This is a genomic window from Streptomyces sp. NPDC053426 (genome assembly GCF_055585405.1).
The window spans coordinates 417,986-437,721 of record NZ_JBVJKE010000006.1 but is presented as its reverse complement, the minus strand read 5'-3'; the positions used below and the strand labels follow the sequence as shown (position 1 = coordinate 437,721).

15 protein-coding genes and 1 pseudogene are annotated in these 19,736 nt (G+C 74.5%); 4 read left to right on the top strand and 12 right to left on the bottom strand.

The genetic code is table 11. The features are described 5' to 3' along the window. Positions 1–217, bottom strand: a pseudogene (locus ACZ62B_RS15745) (ABC transporter permease); the annotation flags it as partial. Between the two features lie 145 nt (positions 218–362). Here ACZ62B_RS15745 and ACZ62B_RS15740 point away from each other — a divergent pair. Continuing rightward, on the top strand, positions 363–989 hold the full coding sequence (locus ACZ62B_RS15740) for a TetR/AcrR family transcriptional regulator (RefSeq protein WP_344559159.1): 627 nt from the start codon (positions 363–365) through the stop codon (positions 987–989). A gap of 15 nt (positions 990–1,004) precedes the next feature. Here the strand turns inward: ACZ62B_RS15740 and ACZ62B_RS15735 are convergent, their stop codons facing one another. Next, entirely contained in the window at positions 1,005–1,622 is a 618-nt protein-coding gene (locus ACZ62B_RS15735; protein WP_344559161.1) for a TetR/AcrR family transcriptional regulator, read from the bottom strand. 81 nt (positions 1,623–1,703) lie between these two features. On the opposite strand from ACZ62B_RS15735, the gene ACZ62B_RS15730 reads away from it, so the two are divergent. Together ACZ62B_RS15730 and ACZ62B_RS15725 are read left to right on the top strand one after the other, a co-directional pair. Then, positions 1,704–2,450 (top strand): SDR family NAD(P)-dependent oxidoreductase, encoded by a 747-nt coding sequence (locus ACZ62B_RS15730; RefSeq protein WP_344559163.1) that lies wholly within the window; start codon positions 1,704–1,706, stop codon positions 2,448–2,450. 422 nt (positions 2,451–2,872) lie between these two features. Continuing rightward, positions 2,873–3,517: a dihydrofolate reductase family protein gene (locus ACZ62B_RS15725; protein WP_344559165.1), complete on the top strand. Its 645-nt coding sequence runs from the start codon at positions 2,873–2,875 to the stop codon at positions 3,515–3,517. A gap of 35 nt (positions 3,518–3,552) precedes the next feature. Here the strand turns inward: ACZ62B_RS15725 and ACZ62B_RS15720 are convergent, their stop codons facing one another. From ACZ62B_RS15720 to ACZ62B_RS15700, 5 genes are all read right to left on the bottom strand, one after another. Continuing rightward, positions 3,553–4,485, bottom strand: coding sequence for an ADP-ribosylglycohydrolase family protein (locus ACZ62B_RS15720; RefSeq protein WP_468719376.1), 933 nt, complete (start codon positions 4,483–4,485; stop codon positions 3,553–3,555). Next, positions 4,485–5,468, bottom strand: coding sequence for a UDP-glucose 4-epimerase GalE (galE, locus tag ACZ62B_RS15715; protein WP_468719377.1), 984 nt, complete (start codon positions 5,466–5,468; stop codon positions 4,485–4,487). Before galE ends, ACZ62B_RS15720 begins: the two co-directional genes overlap by 1 nt. Before the next feature lie 55 nt (positions 5,469–5,523). Continuing rightward, positions 5,524–7,155 carry a glycosyltransferase family 2 protein gene (locus ACZ62B_RS15710; protein ID WP_469690687.1) on the bottom strand — a complete coding sequence of 544 codons (1,632 nt, stop codon included), beginning with the start codon at positions 7,153–7,155 and terminating at the stop codon, positions 5,524–5,526. 56 nt (positions 7,156–7,211) lie between these two features. Further along, a complete protein-coding gene (locus ACZ62B_RS15705) occupies positions 7,212–8,672 on the bottom strand; it encodes a nitronate monooxygenase (RefSeq protein ID WP_469690684.1) in 1,461 nt (486 codons plus the stop codon). A gap of 133 nt (positions 8,673–8,805) precedes the next feature. After that, on the bottom strand, positions 8,806–9,303 hold the full coding sequence (locus ACZ62B_RS15700) for a MarR family winged helix-turn-helix transcriptional regulator (protein WP_344559174.1): 498 nt from the start codon (positions 9,301–9,303) through the stop codon (positions 8,806–8,808). Between the two features lie 136 nt (positions 9,304–9,439). Between ACZ62B_RS15700 and ACZ62B_RS15695 the strand changes: the two genes are divergently transcribed. After that, entirely contained in the window at positions 9,440–9,853 is a 414-nt protein-coding gene (locus ACZ62B_RS15695) for an organic hydroperoxide resistance protein (RefSeq protein WP_030868470.1), read from the top strand. Here the strand turns inward: ACZ62B_RS15695 and ACZ62B_RS15690 are convergent. From ACZ62B_RS15690 to ACZ62B_RS15670, 5 genes are all read right to left on the bottom strand, one after another. Beyond that, the gene (locus ACZ62B_RS15690) at positions 9,843–11,396 is read right to left on the bottom strand and encodes a hypothetical protein (protein WP_469690682.1); all 1,554 of its coding nucleotides are present in this window, start codon (positions 11,394–11,396) and stop codon (positions 9,843–9,845) included. The two genes, ACZ62B_RS15695 and ACZ62B_RS15690, sit on opposite strands and share 11 nt — an antisense overlap. Before the next feature lie 100 nt (positions 11,397–11,496). Continuing rightward, positions 11,497–12,762, bottom strand: a complete 1,266-nt coding sequence (locus ACZ62B_RS15685) for a hypothetical protein (protein WP_469690680.1) — start codon at positions 12,760–12,762, stop codon at positions 11,497–11,499. Further along, on the bottom strand, positions 12,759–14,972 hold the full coding sequence (locus ACZ62B_RS15680; protein ID WP_469690679.1) for a bifunctional glycosyltransferase/CDP-glycerol:glycerophosphate glycerophosphotransferase: 2,214 nt from the start codon (positions 14,970–14,972) through the stop codon (positions 12,759–12,761). Before ACZ62B_RS15680 ends, ACZ62B_RS15685 begins: the two co-directional genes overlap by 4 nt. Positions 14,973–14,979: 7 nt before the next feature. After that, on the bottom strand, positions 14,980–17,184 hold the full coding sequence (locus ACZ62B_RS15675; protein ID WP_469690677.1) for a bifunctional glycosyltransferase family 2 protein/CDP-glycerol:glycerophosphate glycerophosphotransferase: 2,205 nt from the start codon (positions 17,182–17,184) through the stop codon (positions 14,980–14,982). Positions 17,185–17,347: 163 nt separating this feature from the next. Then, on the bottom strand, positions 17,348–19,618 hold the full coding sequence (locus tag ACZ62B_RS15670; RefSeq protein WP_469690675.1) for a bifunctional glycosyltransferase/CDP-glycerol:glycerophosphate glycerophosphotransferase: 2,271 nt from the start codon (positions 19,616–19,618) through the stop codon (positions 17,348–17,350). Positions 19,619–19,736 lie beyond the last annotated feature (118 nt).

Below are 19,736 nucleotides of genomic sequence, written 5' to 3'. Positions count from 1 at the left end.
GGCCGAGCTTGGCCTGGCTGTACTGGGCGGTCAGCTTCGCCCGGGAGAAGGCGAGGATGAAGTGCCGCCGGTCCCAGAGCTGACGGACGTACTCGGTGAGGGACGGCCGGGCGCCGCTGACCGTGAGGCCGTGCCGGGCGGCGAGGGCCGCGAGGTCGGCCTCGGCGGGTACCGGGGCGCCCGGTGCGGGGGGCGGGGTGTGGAGGACCTGACTCACATCCGGCGCTTTCGCTAGAGAGAGGGGGTGGCGACGGGCCGGTCATACGTCGGAACGGAACCGTACCGTCGCAACGGGAGCGTAAGTCGAAAGAACGTCGGAACGCAACCGTTTCGTCGTGACGGTGGCGGCCTATGCTGTCCGCATGACGACGAACGCCGACGAGCTCCAGCCGCGTCCGCGCCGCAGGGCCCCCGCCGGGGCCGCCGTACTGCGCCAGGACGTGACGGAGGCGATCCGGGCGGCCGTCTTCGAGGAGCTGGCCGCGGCCGGCTACGCGCGGATGTCGATCGAGGGGATCGCGCGCCGCGCGGGCGTCGGCAAGACCGCGGTGTACCGCCGCTGGCGCTCCAAACTGCACCTCGTCCTCGACCTGGTCTCCGCGATCGCCGTCCAGGGCCTGCCCGCGCCGGACACCGGCTCCCTGGAGGGCGACCTGCGCCTGCTGTACGAGGTCACCTCGCGCGCCCTGCGCCACCCCGTCGCCTCGCAGATCCTCCCCGACCTCCAGGCCGAGGCCGCCCGCAACCCGGACATCGCCGAGGCCCTGCAGAAGGCGCTGCGCGAGGGTCAGGACGGGGTCGCCAAGGGCATCGTCACGGCGGCACAGGAGCGCGGCGACCTCCGCCCCGGCGCCGACCACGCCCTGGCCCTCGACCTGATCTCGGGTCCCCTGTACTGGCGCTCGGTGGTCATCCGCAGTCCGAAGCTGCCGAAGGGCTACCTGGAGGCGCTGACGCGGGCGACGGCGGAGGCGCTCAAGGCGCTGTGAGGGTGACGGCCGCGGTCAGGCGGAGGTCACCGGAGGCCAGTTGAGCAGGGCGGTGTCGGCGACCTGCTGGAGGTCGTCGCGGTCGATGCCGCTCGCGGCCTGGACGGCGATCCCGTAGGAGAGGGAGACGACGTACCGGGCGAGCCGGTCAGGGTCGGTGCCGGGCGGCAGGTCGCCCTCGGCGACGGCGCGCCGGAACCGGTCGGCGACGCAGGCCCCGTTGGAGTTGCGCCAGGCGATCAGCACGTCGTGGGCCCGGTGCCCGGGGTCGCCGGTGGCCAGGGCGCCCTGGACGCCCAGGCAGCCCGTCGGGTAGCCGGGGCGGGTGGTGGCCCGGACCGTGCCGTTGAGGAGGGCGGCGGCCACCGCGCGGGCGGTCGGCTCCTCCAGGGCCCTGGCGACGTAGGCCCCCGGGCCCTCGGTGTAGCGGTCGAGGGCCTTGCGGAACAGCTCCTCCTTGTTGCCGAAGGCCGCGTACATGCTGGGGCGGGTGATGCCCATGGCCTCCGTCAGGTCGGTGAGGCTGGCGCCCTCGTAGCCCTGCCGCCAGAAGACGACCAGCGCGCGTTCGAGGGCCTCCTCCGTGTCGAACCCCCTCGGCCGGCCCGCCGGTGCCTTCCGCCTGCTGTCCATGCCGACCAGCATACCCATTCTGTACCGTTCGGTATTCGCGTGTTAACGTACCGATCGATACAGAATAAGGGAGGTGCTGTCATGGGGCAGCTCGAAGGGAAGACCGCCGTCGTCACCGGCGGAAGCACCGGCATCGGTCTGGCGACCGCCGTACGGATGGCGGACGAGGGCGCGCACGTGTTCGTGACCGGCCGGCGCGAGGCCGAGCTGGACGCGGCCGTCGAGACCATCGGCTCGGCGACCGGCGTGCGGGGCGACATCTCCGACCTGGCCGACCTGGACCGGCTGTACGCCGCGGTCCGCGACCGCGGGCAGGGGATCGACGTGCTGTTCGTGAACGCCGCGATCGGCTCGTTCGCGTCGCTGGAGGAGATCACCGAGGAGCACTTCGACCAGATCTTCGGCGTCAACGTCCGGGGAGCGCTCTTCACCGTCCAGAAGGCGCTGCCGCTGCTCAACGACGGCGCCACGGTGGTCGTGACCGGTTCGACCAACGCGGCCAGCGGCGCGGAGGCGTTCGGCGTCTACGCGGCGTCCAAGGCGGCCCTCCGCTCCTTCACCCGCACCTGGGCCAATGAACTCAAGGGCCGGGGCATCCGGGTCAACACCGTCGTCCCGGGTCCCATCGACACCCCCGGGCTCGCCGGGGTCGCCCCCGCGGAGGTCGGGGCCGACGCCTTCAGGGCCGGCTTCGCCGAAGCCATCCCGATGGGCCGGCTGGGCCGCCCGGAGGAGGTCGCCGACGCGGTGCTCTTCCTCGCCACGCCGCGGAGCAGCTTCGTGACCGGCGCCGAGCTCGCCGTGGACGGCGGCCTCAACCAGGTCTGAGCCCGCACACGGCGACGGCCGGGACCGGCGCGCCGGCGCCGTCCGTTCCCGCGGCGCGGCGGCGGTCTCCGCGGGTGGCCGTTGTCAGTGCCGGCTGCGAGGATGCCCGCCATGACACCGTTGCTCCTCACCGGCATCGAACGGGCCGTCCGCGGCGGTCGGGGCGCCGACACGCGCACACCCGAGCCCCGGCCGCATCGGGCACCCGGCAGCCCCGCCCGCCGAAGCCCGTCCGGCCGCGCGAGGAGTGCGACCTCCTGCGGGCCGGGGCCATGGAGAGGTCCGGCGGGCGCACGGCGGACCGTGAACCCGCCGGTTCAGAAGACCGGACAGCCGGATTTCCGGCCGGTCACGGACACGGCGATGACTTTCTCCGGCCCGGAGGGTCTCAACACCGTTGTCCGGCAACCCTGGAGGAACACATGGCTCAGCTCTTGAGAGTCCAGAACTTCATCGTCTCGAGTGACGGCATCGGTGCCGGTGAGGACCAGAGCCTCGAGCGGCCGTTCGGTCACGACCATCCCGAGAGGATGTTCGCCTGGGCCGGCGCCACGGCGAGCTGGCCCGGGCGCACCGATCCCGGGGGGAGCCGGGGCCTCGACGACTACTTCACCCGGGACTACGCCCGCAACATCGGTGCCGAGATCATGGGCCGCAACAAGTTCGGTCCCCAGCGCGGGCCCTGGCAGGATCACGAGTGGCAGGGCTGGTGGGGGAACGAGCCGCCGTTCCGCACACCGGTGTTCGTCATGACCCACCACGAGCGTCCTTCGTTCACGCTCTCCGACACCACGTTCCACTTCGTCGACGGAGACCCGGCCACGGTCCTCGAACAGGCGCGGGAAGCGGCGCAGGGCAAGGACGTCCGGCTCGGAGGCGGGGTGACCACCATCCGGCAGTTCCTCGAAGCCGGTCTCGTCGACACCATGCACGTGGTGGTCTCGCCGGTGAAGCTCGGGTCCGGACTGCGGCTGTGGGAGTCCCCCGACGAACTGCTCGACCGGTTCCACCTGGAGGTCGTGCCCAGCCCGAGCGGCGTGACCCACCATCTGTTCTGGCGGAAGTGACCGGTTCCCGGGACCGTCCCGGCGGCCCCGCGTGCTCAACCGCACAGCCGCCGGACGAGGGAGGTCAGGTCCGCCGTGGTCAGGACCCGTCCGGCGAAGCCCGGCAAGGGGACGTGCAGCGCCCCGGTCCAGCGTGCGGGGACGGCGTCGATGCCGTACACCGCCCCCGCCAGGCCGCCGGTCACCGCCGCCACCGTGTCCGTGTCGCCTCCCAGGTCGATCGCCGCGCGTACGGCGTCCTCGTAGCCGGTCGTCGTCCGCAGGGCCCAGACGGCGGAGGCCAGACAGGGCCAGACCGCGCCGTTGAACTCCGTGGCCCGGTCCGGGTGCCAGTCGGGGGCGAGGACGGTCGTGTAGCGCTCGCGGTGGTCGGGGTGCACCGCCCCCAGGGTGTCGGGTACGGCGGTCACGGGGTCGGCGCCGGTGAGGGCGACGCGGATGAGTTCGTGGAGGACGGCCGTGCCCTCCCAGGCCGCCCGGTCGCCGTGGGTGAGGGCGGACAGGCGGCGGGCGGCGTCCATGGTGGTGGCGCGGCCCAGGGGCGCGAAGTACACGGCGGAGGGGGCCGCCCGCATCAAGGCGCCGTTTCCCGCCGCCCGTTGACTGGTCCGGAAGTGCAGTGCGGCGGCCAGGTCCCACGGGTCGCCGCTGGTCAGTACGGCCTCCGTCTGGAGGCCGATGTCCTTCGGGTCGGCGGCGGCCCACCGCCGGAAGCGGTGGAAGACGTCGGGCAGGTCGAGGCCGCCGCGCTCCAGCAGTGACTCGGCGACCAGCACCGCCATCTGTGTGTCGTCGGTCGCCTCGCCCGGGTCCCAGCCGCCGCCCCCGCACATCTCGCCGCCGGTCCCCGGTGCCGGGAAGCGGGCCGAGAAGGCGCCCTCGGGGCCGAACTCGAAGGGGGCGCCCAGGGCGTCGCCCACGGCGGAGCCGATGACGGCGCCCAGGGCGCGTTCGGTGCGGGTCGGCATCAGGGGCGGGCCGCCGTCGGCGGGTGCAGGTGCTGCCAGCCGGCCCAGGCCGAGGCGATCATGTCGTCGATGCCGTGGCGGGCCTTCCAGCCCAGTTCCGTGGCCGCGCGGTCGGCGGAGGCGACGACGCGGGGCGGGTCGCCGGGACGGCGCGGGGTGACCACGGGCGGGCGGTCGTGGCCGGTGAGGGTGTTGACGCGGTCGATCATCTCCCGGACGGAGACGCCCTCGCCGCGGCCGATGTTGAGGGTGAGGTCCCGGCCGGGGGCGGCGCGCAGCGCGCGGGCCGCCGCCACATGGGCCTCGGCCAGGTCGACGACGTGGATGTAGTCGCGGACACAGGTGCCGTCGGGGGTCGGGTAGTCGTCGCCGAACACGCGCGGGGGCAGGTCGTCCGCCAGCTTCTCGAAGATCATGGGGATGAGGTTGGAGACGCCCGTGTCGGTGAGGTCCGGGCGGGCGGCGCCGGCCACGTTGAAGTAGCGCAGACAGGCCGTGGAGAGTCCGGCCGCTCTGCCGGCCGCGCGGACCAGCCACTCGCCGGCCAGCTTCGTCTCACCGTACGGCGACATGGGCACGCACGGGGTCTCCTCCGTCACGAGGTCCACGTCCGGCATGCCGTACACCGCCGCCGAGGAGGAGAAGACGAAGGAGCGGACCCCGGCCGCCGTGACCGCGTCCAGCAGGACGCGCAGGCCCTCGACGTTCTCCCGGTAGTAGTGCAGGGGGAGGGAGAGCGACTCGGCGACCTGCTTCTTCGCCGCGAGGTGGACGACCCCGGTGACCTCGTGGTCCGTGAGGGCCCGCGTGACCCGTTCGCCGTCCAGGGTGGAGCCGACCACCAGCGGCACCCCGTCCGGCACCCGGTCGGCGAGGCCGGTGGACAGGTCGTCGTACACCACCGCCCGTTCGCCCGCCTCGGTCATCGCCCGTACGACGTGCGCCCCGATGTAGCCGGCGCCGCCGGTGATCAACCAGGTCATGGATGGCCGTCCCCTCGTCGTTGGCCCGTGCTTCCGCAATTGAACAGGTCGGTCCTCAGTGAAGCAGGCGCCGGAGCCTTCCGCGCAGCACCGGGACGACTCCGCGTACGCCGGCCGCCACGCGCAGGGCCAGCGCGCCCGAGTGCGTGGCGTACGGCCGTACCAGCACCACGCCGTGCCGGCGGCCCGGCATCACACAGCGGCGCAGCAGGCCCGGCCCGGCGAGCGCGTGCGCGGTGACCCGGCGGCTCGAACCGTCCCGGAAGCGCACCCGCAGCCGCAGGTCCCAGGTGCCTGTGCCGAGCGTGGCCAGCCGGTCCGGCCGTACGGTCGTCTCCGCGACCCAGGTGCCGTCGGCGGCCGTCCGCAGCGGCACCGTACGGCGGACCCGGGCGCCGCCCCGGTCCCGGTGGCGCCACTCCACCTCCGCCGCCACCGGTCCGGCCCGCGCCACCCGGCCGTACAGCTCGTGCAGGCGCACCCGCAGCCGCGGGCCGTGCGCGCGGGGACGCAGTTCCGCGTCCACGGCGAGCGGGAGGAGGGGCACGGGACGGGTCAGCAGGTGCTCCAGGGTGAGTCCGGGCAGGGCGGCCGACCAGCAGGGCGTGCCGTCCGCCGCGCGGGGGTACGGCGGGCACAGCCGGGCCGGCCGGGCCGCCAGCTCCCGCAGCCGGGGCAGGTCGCACGGCTCGGGGGAGGCCAGCACGACCCGTCCGATCAGCCGGCCGGGGGCGACCGGGTCGCGGGCCAGGTCGGCGGCGTCGTACTCCGCGAGGAACGCCCGCGTGTGCGCCCACCACTCCCGCCGGTACTCCTCGTCGTGCAGCGGCAGCTCGCGGGCGTACATGCGCAGGTCGTGGTCGAGGAACTTGGCCCGCGCCCTGCGCGCCAGCCGCTTCTGCCCGGCGTCCAGCAGGATCTCGTGGGCGGTGCGGCACGCGCGCGTGCGGGCCCGCCAGTTGTCGACGCCCGCGCGGTCCAGAGAGATCGACAGCCGCCGCGCGGACCGGCGGACGTGCCAGACGTACACCGGGTCGGGGACCAGCGCGACGCGCGGGGCGGCGGCCCACACCCGCGCGGTGAACACGACGTCCTCGTAGGGGAAGCGGCCGTCGGGGAAGCGGATGCCGTGCGCGCGCAGGAAGGCCGTGGCGTAGAGCTTGTTGACGCACAGCGTGTCGTGGACCAGGCGCGGGCGCAGTGCCGGGCGGGCGAGTACGGCGGGCGCCGCGTACAGGGCCGGCTCCCACGGCACCTCGGTTCCCGACGGCAGCTCGCGGCGCACGCACAGGCCGCCCGCGACCTGCGCGTCCGCCCCGGTCGCGGCCGTGAGCAGTGCGTCCACCGCGCCGGGCGGCAGTACGTCGTCGCTGTCCAGGAACATCACGTACGGCGAGGTCACCGCGGAGAGCCCGGCGTTGCGGGGGGTGCCGCAGCCGCCGCTGTTGACGGGGAGCCGGACCACCCGCAGCCGCGGTTCGCCCTCGGCGAGCCGGTCCAGCAGGTCCCCGCTGCCGTCCGTCGAGCAGTCGTCCACGGCGACGACCTCCCGCACGGCGGGCCCCTGCCCGAGCGCCGAGCGCACGGCGTCGGTCACATGGGCGGCGTCGTCGTGGCCGATGACGACGACGGCGACCTGGGGGTGGTCGGGGCGCATGACATCCTCGGGGTGATACGGGCTGTTCATCTGTCTTTCACCCATTAAGTACCCCGGCCGGACGGCGCGCGCCCCGAGCCGTCCGCTCACACGTGGGAGGCCGTCATCCCCGCGTGCAGCCACCGCACGACGTCCTCGGCGCTGTACGGTCCCCCTTCGGGCGCGAGACGGCGCAGGAATCCCAGGTCCTGGCCGATGGTGACGACGGGCGGTTCCACCGTGTCCCGTGGGCGGCGCTGTCCGAGGCCGACGGTGGCCAGCAGCCCGTTGCACAGGCAGTGCCGCCCCTCGGTCCGCTCGGCGTCCCCGCCCTTGCGGACGTACGCTCCCCGCGGCTCCGCCGGACAGCGGTAGCCGATGGTGCCCTGGGGGGTGCGGTAGGGCGTGCGCAGGTAGCCGAGGTCGCAGACGCGGGCGCGGGCGGCGCCGACGCCGGGGTCGGCCAGGGTGCCGGGCAGGTCGGCGACCTTGAACGGGAAGCCGGTCGGGGAGGCCGCCGGATCGTTGCGCACCCGCAGTCCGCCGGTCAGCTCGCGCTCGATCAGCCGCCGCCGCAGCCCGGCGTCCATGCCGGACTCCTCGCAGAGCGCGAAGACGCTGCCGAGCTGGACACCGGCGGCCCCCACCGCCCTGGCCTCGCGCAGCTGCCGGGGTCCGCACTGGCCGCCGGCGATCCAGAACGGCAGTCCGAGGCGGGTCATCTTCGTGAAGTCGGGGACGTCCCTGGGGCCGTAGACGGGGTCGCCGGACTCGTCCAGGCCCAGCGGTCCGCGCGGCGGGGCGCTGTGGCCGCCCGCGCGGTGGCCCTCGACGACGAATCCGTCCGGCCGGGTCTCCTCGTCCCGGTTCAGGTACGAGGCCAGCGCCGGCAGCGAGACGATGGCCAGGACCCGGGGGCGGCGCAGCCGGCCGACGCGGCCCGGCTCCGTCCCGCGCAGCACGGAGGCGGGGTCGAAGCGCAGCTCGTGGGGCTGGTCGTCGCCCGCCACGTCCACCCGTACGGTGACCGGCTCCGACCGGGCGAGACCGGTGGCGATCCCGGGTATCTGCGCGGGGATGCCCGCGCCGACCAGGACGTAGTCGACGCCCGCCAGGATCGCGCCGAACAGGGCGGGCAGGGTGGCGAGCTGGACCTTCTCCAGGTAGTTGACGCCGACCGGACCGTCGTGGCCCTCCTTGGCGAGCCAGACCTCGCAGAAGTTGGCGACCACGGTCAGCGCCCGCGCGGGGCACGCCTCGTCGGCGGTCGTCATGGGGGTGGCCGCGAACCGCTCGCCGGGTCCGATGCCGCCCTCGACGAAGTAGCGCTCCCGCAGTCCGGCGGCGAGCGACGGTACGGGGAAGGCGGCCAGCGCCCGCCGGAGGTGACCGCCCGGGTCGCCGCTCTGGAGCACCCGGATCAGCAGGGTGTCGAGGGCGGTGCCGGAGACGACCCCCAGCTGCCCGGTGCGGGCGACCGCGCGGGCGAGCCGCCAGCCGGACACCCCCACACCCATGCCGCCTTGGATCAGCCAGGGCGGTTCGGCCGCCGTCCGGGGTTCGTTCATGCGGTCCTCGCAAAGGTGACGGCGGGACCGGGTGACGCACCGGGTCCGTACCGGCGTATCCGTGAACTTACGGTTCCGTAAGCTACGGCATCGTAACCTACGCCTACGTAGGTTACGGGGGCGGGCCCGGCCCCTACGCGCCCTCCGCCACCGCCGTGTCCAGCGCCGCCGTGAGCCGGTGCAGACGGGTGCTCAGATCGCGGATCTCGTCGATGTCGAAGCCGGTCGCGGCCACGATCCGGCGCGGCACCTCCAGGGCCCGCTGCCGCAGCGCGGTGCCCTCCTCGGTGGGCCGGACCTCCACCGACCGCTCGTCGCGCGCACTGCGCTCCCGGCGCACCAGGCCGGCCGCCTCCAGCCGCTTGAGCAGCGGGGACAGTGTGCCGGAGTCCAGCCGCAGGTGCTCGCCGAGCTTCTTCACGGGCAGCGTGCCGTGCTCCCACAGCACCAGCATGACCAGGTACTGCGGATAGGTGAGCCCGAGGTCCTTGAGGACCACCCGGTAGACGCCGTTGAAGGCGCGGGAGGCCGCGTTCAGGTTGAAGCAGATCTGCTGGTCGAGGCGGAGCCAGTCGTCCGCGGCGCCCGGCAGCGGGGCCGTCGCGGGGGGTGGGATCGGGGTGGCTGTCATGGCTCCAGGGTAGCTCTCGCGGGCCATTTGGTTGCGCGCAATTCAATTGCGTGCTCTACTTGTGGTCGTACGGCGGCCGGACCCACCGAACCGAAGGGCCCGGCCGAGCCACGACTCGAGAGGGAAGGTCCTTTCCATGGACGCGCTCTACACCGCTGTCGCCACCGCCACCCACGGCCGCGAGGGCCGCGCCGTCACCTCCGACGGCAAGCTGGACCTCGGCCTGAGCGCCCCCGTGGAGCTCGGCGGCAACGGCCAGGGCACCAACCCGGAGCAGCTCTTCGCCGCCGGTTACGCGGCCTGCTTCGGCAGCGCCCTCGGCGTGGTCGGCCGGGCGGCGAAGGTCGACGTCAGCGACGCCGCGGTGACCGCCGAGGTCGTCCTCGGCAAGCAGGGCGAGGGCTTCGCGCTCGCGGTGACGCTGCGCGTCGAGCTGCCCGAGGGCATCGAGGAGGAGACCGGCCGCAAGCTGGTCGAGCAGGCCCACCAGGTCTGCCCCTACTCCAACGCCACCCGCGGCAACATCCCCGTCGACCTCGTCATCGAGTAATCCCCGGCACCCGCGCCAGCACCTCCCCCGTCCGCCGGCTCCACGCCACCACCACCGCCTCCTCGGGCACCCGCTGCGCGGGCGTCAGCAGCAGCCAGCGCGCGTGGTACCGGCGGACGATCGCGGCCCGCTCCGCGCGGGTCGCACCGGGGCCGAGATACGCGCGCACATCGGCCACCCGCCGCAGCCGCTCCCCCTCGTCCAGCGAGGCGTCCGGCCAGGCGGGCGCGGCGAGGTTCGGGCCGTACCCGGCGATCGCGTGGACGGCGTAGTAGCCGTCGGTGATCACCACCTCGCCCGGACCGACGTACCGCGCGGCCCAGTGGTACGACGGCCAGTCCGGCGGCCGTTCGAAGCCCGCCGGCACCACCGCCCCCGCGTGCACGGTCAGGAACGCCACGCACGCCCCCGCCGCCGTGACCCCGCCCAGCAGCCGCCGCCACACCGGCCACGGCCGCGGCGCCGCCAGCTCCACCGCCGACGCGAACTGCAACGGCACCAGCGTGAGCCCGAGGATCCTGCCGTAGGTGTAGTGGCCGCTGACCCAGCCGTACGCCACCACCAGGCAGTCCAGTACGAACATCAGCACCAGCGGATCACGCCACGAGGCGCGCCGCGCCCGCAGCCACAGCACCGGCAGCCCGAGCAGCGCCAGCCCGAACTGCCCGCCGAGGTCCAGGTACAGCCGCCGGTGCATCGCGTCCACGCTGTCGTCCCCGGCCAGCGCGAACACGTCGAAGTACGGCCAGCACGCGGCCGTCAGCAGCGCCACCGCCCCCGTCACCGCCCACCGCCCGGCGACCGCGGCCCCCCACCGCCGCTGCCACCCGGCGACCAGCGCCACCGCCCCCAGCGCCGCCGCGACCGCGGTGATCGGATGCACGAGCAGGACCAGCCCGTACAGCGCGCCCAGCGCCGCGTACCCGGACACCGGGCGCAGCCCGCCCGGCCCCACGTACCGCACGGCCCCCGCGTTCCGGGCCCGCGCCCCCGTCAGCGCCCACGCCCAGAAGACGAGCCCGATCGCGAACGCCGACGGGTAGGCCAGATTGCCCGTCATCGACATCAGGTTGAGATAGCCGCTCCACCAGGCCCGCTCCACCCCCCACAGCAGCGTCATCGCGCCGAGCGCCAGCACCGGCGCCCAGGGGCGCGGGGTCAGCACCCGCACGAAGCGGCCGATCCCGGTCAGCAGCACCAGCAGGTTCAGCGGCCCGGTGAGCTTGAGCACCTCCCAGCCGCCCAGCCCCGTCAGCCGGGCGAACGCGCCCTGCGCCAGCGCGAACGGCGAGTAGTAGGGGCTGCCCGCCCCCGGCAGGTCCGCCATCGGGTGCCGGGGGTTCAGCAGATCGTCCTTGAGGCGCTCCACGACCGCCGCGTGCTGCCCGGCGTCGCAGCACAGCGGCACCCTCCAGTACGCCAGCGACATCACGAGCCAGAACAGGAAGCCGAAGAGCTGGTACGGGGTGGGGCGCCAGGCCCCGCCGCCGCGCAGCGCCGTGGCACCGCGCACGGCCGGCCGGACGAGGACTCCGGAGCTCATCGGGGGGTGGGGAAGAGGAGCGTCTTGGGCATCTGCCGTATGTTCCCGGCAGTGTCGACGGCATGACCTCGTATCACCTCATCGAGTGATGCCGAGGGGCTCAGCGCGCCAGCTCCACCGGAGCCCCCTGCGCCGGCACCACCGCCCGCCGCACCACCGGCTCCAGCAGCAGCGGCACCCCCAGCACCGGCAGCAGCCAGGCCAGCGTGATCAGCCGGTCGCCCCAGATGTTGATGTCCGGATGCCCGGCCTGGTTGAGGAACCCCGTGCAGGCGGCGGCCACCAGGAACGCGCCGAACGCCGGCCGCCGCAGCGCCCCCGGGACACCGGCCGCCAGGAACGCGACGAACATCGGCTCCCACAGCTGCCGCCGCAGCCACTCCGTCCAGAAGTTGCCCTGCAACTGGAAGAACTCCGCCCACGGCCGCTCCCGGTCCGGACGGGCGAAGTGATCGGTGAGCAGGTCCTGCACGCTCTCCGACACCGACGGATACCCCAGCAGCCGGGCCAGCAGCACCGTGCCGAACGCCCCCGCGCACCCGGCCCCCGCGAGCGCCACCACCCCGCGCCCCGGCTCCGGCCCCCGCCACCGGCGCCGTACGGCGATCGCCGCGCCCGCGCCCGCCAGGCACAGCCCGAGGAACAGGGCCTGCGAGTGCTTGACGGTGAACAGCGCGAGCAGCGCCCCGCCCACCAGCGCCAGGCCCGCCCGCCTCCTGTGCCCCTGGAGCACCAGCGCACAGCCCCACAGCGCCGCCAGGGTGAGCGTCAGCAGCAGCCCCTCGGTCATCGGGCGCATCGCCGTCGTCCCGCACGGCAGGACCAGGAACAGCGCCTGCCCGGTGAGCGCGAGCGGCACCGGCACCGACAGGGCGCGCAGCACCAGGAAGGCGAGCACCCCGCCCGCGCAGGTCACCACCACGCCCGCCGCCCACACCCCCCAGGCCACCCCGAGCAGGGAGACGAACGGCGCCAGGAACACCGGATAGCCGGGCCGCACCTCGAAGATCCGCATGAACCGCTCCGGCATGAACGGCACGGTGTGCCCGCCGGTCTGCCCGGCCGCCAGCCGTGCCTCCACCTGCCGCCACTCCCGCTCCCGGCACTCCCGCAGGACCTCCGGGGCGGGGTCGGGGGCGTGGAAACGGATCACGTTCACGTTCTGCTCGCGGTGCGCGATCGTCGCCCGGCCCGCACAGAACCAGTCGATGGTGGCGGTGGCCGCCTCCCGCTTGTCCGCACCGGTCAGACTCAGGGCGTACGACAGGTAGTTCTTGCTGTCGGGAGTGTCCCGGCCGGTGACGTTGGCGAGTTGCAGCAGCGCGAAGACGGCGGCCAGCAGCAGGACCCGGGCACGCGGCGTCACGACGGGGTCAGCAGGTCGACGCCGGTGGCCTGGGCGGGCACCCGGGCCGGTCCGGCCGGCCGCTCGGGCACCGGCTCGCCCAGCATCAGCGTCCGTACCACCCGCTCGGCGGCCCGCCCGTCGTCGAACTCGCAGAACCGCCTCCGGAACGCCGACCGCAGCCGCGCCGCCTCCTCGTCCCGCCAGGTCCCGGAGTCGAACAGCCACGCCAGCTCCCAGGGGGAGCGCGCCACATGGCCCGGCGCCTCGGCCACGATGTCCAGGTAGGCGCCCCGGCTCGCCCGGAAGGCGTCCCAGTCGTCGGCGTACACGACGATCGGGCGGTCCAGCAGGGCGTAGTCGAACATCACCGACGAGTAGTCCGTGACCAGCACGTCGGCGGCGAGCAGCACGTCCTGCACCTCCGGCTCGTCCGTCGCGTCGACGAGCACGCCCCGCCGGTGCAGCTCGGACAGCCCGAGCCCGCGCGCCGGTCCGGCGGCCAGCGAGGGGTGCAGGCGGACCACGAGGGTGCGGCCCTCGCCCAGGTCGGCGGCGAACCGGGCGAGGTCGAGCCGCTCCACCAGCCCGCCCCTGCGGTAGTCGCGGCGGGTCGGCGCGTACAGCACCACCGTGTCGCCGTCCGGGACGCCGAGCCGTGCGCGCACCGCACGCCCCCGCTCCTCCGACGCCCCGACCAGCACGTCGTTGCGCGGGCTGCCGCTGCGCAGGGAGGTGAAGTGGCAGGGGTAGGCCCGCTCCCACACCAGCTCGGAGTGCCGGTTGGCGACCAGGCTGTAGTCCCAGCGGTCGGCCCGGCGCAGCATCTGCGGCACGTCGAAGCCGAGCCGGGCGCCGGGCCGGTCCAGCAGATCGGCGCCCAGGTACTTCAGCGGGGTGCCGTGGTGGGTGTGGACGTGCACGCTGCCGGGGCGTTTGACCAGCGCCCCGGACCAGTTGACGTTGTTGACGAAGTACGTGGCCCGCTCGGTCACCCGGCGGTATCCGGGCGAGTCGGGCAGCACGTACTCGGTGTCCGGATCGAGACCGGCCGCCTGTTCCTCGTCGGCCAGCACCCATACGTTCCTGATGTGCGGGGCGAGTTCGCGCGCCGCGCGGTGGACCGCCGCCGGGTCGCCGAGCACGCCCCGGTGCGAGAACGCCGAGTACACGGCGAGGTCGGGGTCGAGCGGGCGCCGGAACGCCGGCCGGAAACGGGCGTACCGCGCCGCCGTCGCCGTACCCGCCGACCGGGCCCGACGGCCCAGCTCCCGCCCGGCTCTCCCCGCCCGCTGCCGCAGGACGTACCCGGCGTAGCTCCCCTCCAGCACCCGCAGTTCCGCCGGGACGGGCACGTCGCCCTCCGGCCGGTGCGCCCGGAACATCTCGGCCGTACGGCGGAAGAACTCGCCCTTGTCGGACGGCGGCAGACGGTCCGGCTTGGAGAGGATGTCGAGGCAGTGCTCGCCCATCTTGGCGTGCAGGAACGGCCGCCAGTGCGCGAGCGCCGGGCGGGCGTCGACGAACCGGAAGACCCGCGCGTACTGCTCGTGGACGTCGAAGTGCCTGCGGCTGGTGGTGGACAGGATGCTGCCCCGGCGGCGCTGCCGGTAGTACACGCAGATCCGGTCCAGGGTGGCGATGCGCTCCGCGCTGAGCAGCACCGGGAACGTCCAGGGCGTGTCCTCGTAGTAGCCGGGCGGGAAGGCGAAGCCCTCCCGCGCGACGAAGTCACGGCGGTAGACCTTGTTCCACACCACCATCAGCAGATCGAGGATCTCCGGCCGCTCGGCCGCCGTGAACACGTCCTCGGTGGCCAGCAGACGGGCCAGGACGTTGCGGCGGGTGCCGCCCCACCAGTGGGTGCGGGCGTAGTCGAAGACCAGGACGTCCGGGTCGCCGGTCTCGTCGAGACGGTCGGCCAGCGCGCGCAGCGCGCCGGGGGTGAGGGTGTCGTCGCCGTCGAGGAAGAACAGGTGGTCGCCCGTCGCGTGCTCCATCCCCGCGTTGCGGGCCCGGCCGAGGCCCACGTTCTCCGGCAGGCGCACCACCCGGACCCGCTCGTCGCGGGCCGCGTACGCGTCGAGGACCGCGCCGCAGCCGTCGGGGGAGCGGTCGTCGACGGCGATCACCTCGATGTCGCGGTACGACTGCCCGAGCACCGAGTCGAGGCAGGCGTGCAGATACCCCTGCACCTTGTGGACGGGGACGATGACGCTGAAGCGGGGCACTGTTTCGTCAGCTCCTCACCAGGGTGGCGGCGGCCGCGGGGGCGGGGACGCGCTCCGCGAGCGGGATCACGGGCGGCAGGGCCTCCGGCGGTTCCCCGAGCAGTACCCGGCGTACGACCCGTTCGGCGGCCCGCCCGTCGTCGAACGCGCAGAACCGCTCCCGGAACCGGGCCCGCAGCGCCGCCGACTCCGCGTCCGCGTACGAGCCGTCGCGGAACACGCGGGCCAGTTCCTCGGGGGTGCGGACCACCGGTCCCGGCGGTCCCTCCATCAGGTCGAAGCAGACGCCCCGGACCTCCCGGTAGACGTCCCAGTCGTCGGCGTACACGACGATCGGGCGGTCCAGCAGGGCGTAGTCGAACATGATCGACGAGTAGTCGGTGACCAGCGCGTCGGCGGCCAGGCACACGTCCTCCGGCGAGCGGTGCGCGGTGACGTCGATGACCCGGCCGCCGGCCCGCGCGGTGCCCCGGTCGTAGAAGTAGTGGGCGCGCAGCAGGACCACGACGTCCTCGCCGGCCGCCTCGCAGAACGCCTCCAGGTCGAGGCCGGGCTCGAAGCCGGTGCGGTGGTCGCGGTGGGTGGGCGCGTACAGCACGGCCCGCGCGCCCTCCGGGACGCCCAGCTCCGCGCGGATCCGGGCCACGTCGTCCGCGCCGGCCGCGCAGTACACGTCGTTGCGCGGATAGCCGTACTCCAGGTGCTCGTAGGAGCCGGGGAAGGCGCGCTCCCACACGCGCGTGGAGTGCGGGTTGGAGGACAGGTTGTAGTCCCAGCGGTCCACCCGGCCGAGCAGCTTGGTGAAGCTGCCGGTGGCGGCGGCCACCACCGGGTACGTCGACTGGTCGACGCCCATCGTCTTCAGCGGGGTGCCGTGCTGCGTCTGGAGGTGGACGCTGCCGGGCCGCTTGACCACGCCCTCCGCGAAGTTGGCGTTGTTGACCAGGTACGTGGCGCGGGCCAGCACCTCCCAGTAACGGCGGCTGCCGATGACCGCGTACTCGACACCGTCCGGCACGGTGTGTTCCCGGCCGGCCTCCACCAGGAACACCGAGCGGACGTGCGGGGCGAGTTCACGCGCCTTGGCGTGGATCGCGGCCGGGTTGCAGGCGTAACCCCGGCCCCAGTACGCGCAGTACACGGCGAGGTTCGGATCGAGCGGACGGCACAGGTGCATCCGGTACAGCAGCCGGGTGCGCAGGCCCCGCGGGCGCGGCACCGCCGCCACGGTCCGCGCCACCGCGCGGCGGGCGCCGCGCAGGGCGGCGAACGCCCCGTAGGAGCCCGACGCCAGCAGCCGGTGCTGCACCCCGAGGCTGCCGCGCGGGGGCCGGTAACCGGCGGGGCGGTGGCGGCGGTACAGGGTGCTCGCCCGGCGGAAGAAGGCGCGGCGGCCCGAAGGGAGCCGCCGGGGACGGGCGGCCGTCTTCAGCACGGCGGTGAAGAGCTGCTCGAACAACGGCGCCGACCGCCCGTCGGACAGCCCCCGTTCGGCGGCCCGCTCCAGCACCAGCTCGACCTGGTCCAGCAGTTCGGCGTGGTGCTCCCCGGGCAGGCTCAGCCGGCTGCCCTGCCGCCGCACCAGATGCCGTACGACGACCGCGCGCAGCACCGCCACCCGTTCGGCGGCGAGCATCGCCTGTCCGCCCCAGCCGATGTCCGTGAAGTGCCCCGCCGGGAAGGCGAGACCCCGCTCGGTGACGAAGGCACGGCGCCAGGCCGCGCTCCACGCCGGGAGGCCCACGCCGGTGAGGTGCGGGGCGCGGTCGGGCGGGAACGCGCCGTCGGGGGCCTTCGCCAGCAGGGGCGCGGCCGGGTTGGAGGGCTCGCCCTCCCACCAGGGCGCGCGCTCGTGCTCGAAGTGCAGCACGTCCACCGGACCGGTCTCGGTCAGGCGCGCGTCCAGGGCCGCGAGCGCGCCCGGTACGAGGACGTCGTCACCGTCGAGGAACAGCAGGTACGTCCCCGTGGCCGCCCGCGTCCCCGCGTTGCGCGCCCCCGCCAGTCCGGCCGACGGCGGCGCGTGCACCGGCGCCACCCGCGAGTCCCGCTCGGCGTGCCGGGCGGCCACGTCGGCCGCGGCGGACCCGGGCACCTCGCAGACCGGGATCAGCTCGAAGTCACCGAAGGACTGGGCGAGGACCGAGTCCAGCGCCTGGCCCAGCCGGCCGGCGACCCCGTGGGACGGGACGATGATGCTGAAGCGGGGCATTCTGCTCTTTCCGTAATCCGTGGTCCGTGGTCCGTGGAGGCCGGCGTGGCGCTCTCAGCGGGCGGGGCGCCGGCCGGGCCGCCCCGACGGGGGCCGGGTCGGGGTGGGTCGCGACGATCCGGAGGGCATGGGAACTCCCTGTGTCCACAAGGGGGAACGGCGGTCAGCCGCGGTCGGTGACGGCCAGGACACCGGCGGGCTGCTGCTGCGGCACCGTCGTGAGCGCCGGCGGGCCGGACACGGCACCGGCCGACGGCACCGGGCGGCGCCCGTCCATCGGCACCACCGGCGGCAGGTCGCTCTCCCCGAGCACCACCCGGCGCACCACCCGCTCGGCGGCGCGGCCGTCGTCGTACGGGCAGAAACGCTCGCGGAAGTCCGCCCGCAGCCGGGTGGAGCGGGCACCGCACCAGTGACCGCTCGCGAAGACGTCGATCAGCTCGTCCTCGCCGCCCGCGACCGCGCCCGGCGGGAACGCCCGCGGGTCGAAGTAGGCGCCGCGGGCCGCCTCGTACGCCTCCCAGTCGTCGATGTGCAGCACCACCGGCCGGTCCAGGCCCGCGTAGTCGAACATCAGCGGCGAGTAGTCCGTGACCAGGGCGTCCGAGGCCAGGCACAGCGCGGTGACGTCCGGGTGGCCGGTGACGTCCAGGACCCGGTCGGAGGCGGCCTCGCGCGGCCCGCCGTACGGGTGGCGGTCGGCGAGGGACAGGACGACGAACCGCGGGCCGAGACGGCGCACCACGCGCTCCAGGTCGAGCAGCCGGCGCTGGGTGCGCCGGTAGTCGCGGTGGGCCGGCGCGTACAGGATCGCCACCGACCCCTCCGGGACGCCGAGCGACTCCCGCAGCCGGGCCACGTCCGCCGCGGTCGCCGTGTGGAACCGGTCGGTGCGCGGCCTGCCGTACTCCAGCGTGGTGTAGCGGCCGGGGCAGACCCGCTCCCAGGTCAGGGTCGAGTGGCGGTCGGCGGAGACGACGTAGTCCCACTGGTCGACGCCCGCGAGGAACCGCGCGAAGTCGGTGTCCCGGGCCGCCGCGGGGCGTTCCAGCAGGTCCAGGCCCTCGTGCCCGAGGGGGGTGCCGCGCCGCGTCTGCACCACGGTCTGCCCCTTGCGCTTGACCAGCCCCGGCACGGTGTCGGCGTCGGTCACCAGATACGCGGACCGGGCGAGCGCGCTCCAGTGGGCGGCCGTGCCGGGCACGAGCCGGCGGGCGCCCGGCGGCAGGGTGTGGTGGTACTCGGGACGGGCCACCCAGGCGGTGCGGATGTGCGGGGCCAGCTCGCGCAGCGCCGACTCCAGGGCGCCCGGGTCGCCGCCGTGACCGCGGCCCCCGTCGGCGGCGAAGACGGCCCGGTCGGCGCGGAGCGGGAGCAGCCGCTGGAACCGGTAGTGCAGGCGCAGGGCCGCGCGGCGCAGGGCGCGCGGCAGCCGCCCCGCGGTCCGGGCCCACCTGCGGCGCAGCGCCGCCGCCAGCCGCAGCGCCCGATAGGTGCGGTGCAGCCCGAGACGGACCATCGTGTGGTGGACCCGGGCACGCGCGGACACGGACGCGCCGGGCGTCCGATGGCGTCGGCAGTGGACCCGCGCCCGGCGCAGGAAGGCGGCGCGCGACCCGCGCGGCAGCCGGTCCCGCCGCGTGTACACCGTCGCCAGGTGGTCGACCATGCGGCGGAACAGCACCGGCCGCCAGCGCCGCAGCGCGGGCCGCTCGTCGAGGAACGCGAAGACCCGGTCGTACTGGTCGAAGACGTCGAAGTGCCGTTCGCTGGTGGTGCGCAGGATGCCGCCGGCCCGGCGCTGCCGGTAGTGCACGCACACCCGGTCCAGGGTGGCGATCGACCCCGCCGTCATCAGGACCGGGTACGTCCACGGGGTGTCCTCGTAGTAGCCGGGCGGGAAGGTGAACCCCGCGCGCTCGACGAACTCCCGCCGGTACGCCTTGTTCCAGGCCACCATCAGCAGGTTCAGCAGCCCCGGCCGGTCCTCGAGGCGGAACGGCGCGGGTCCGTCCTCGGTGAGTTCGGCGGCGACCCGGTTGCGCACGGCCTCGCCCGACCAGTAGGTGCGCGCGTAGTCGTAGACCAGCACGTCCGGTTCGCCCGTCTCCTTCAGCCGGTCGGCGAGGGCGAGCAGCGCGTCGGGCGTGAGGGTGTCGTCGCCGTCCAGGAAGACCAGGTAGTCGCCGGTCGCCCGCTCCATCCCGGCGTTGCGGGCCGGACCGAGACCGGCGTTCTCCGGCAGGTGCACGGCCCGTACGCGCGGGTCGCGGGCCGCGAACTCGTCGATCACCGCACCGCAGGCGTCCGGCGAGCAGTCGTCGACGGCGATCAGTTCGAGATCGGGATACGACTGGGACAGCACCGATTCCAGGCACTCGTGCAGATACGCCTGAACCTGGTACGCGGGGACAATGACACTGAACCTGGGCAAGGGGCATCCAACGGTCGGTGCGGGCGTTCTGCCCGGCAACGGCCGCCGGCCCCACTTGGTTACGCCCCCTGCGGCATCCGGGGGACGCCCGTCACACGAAGGGGCGGACCTGTGACGG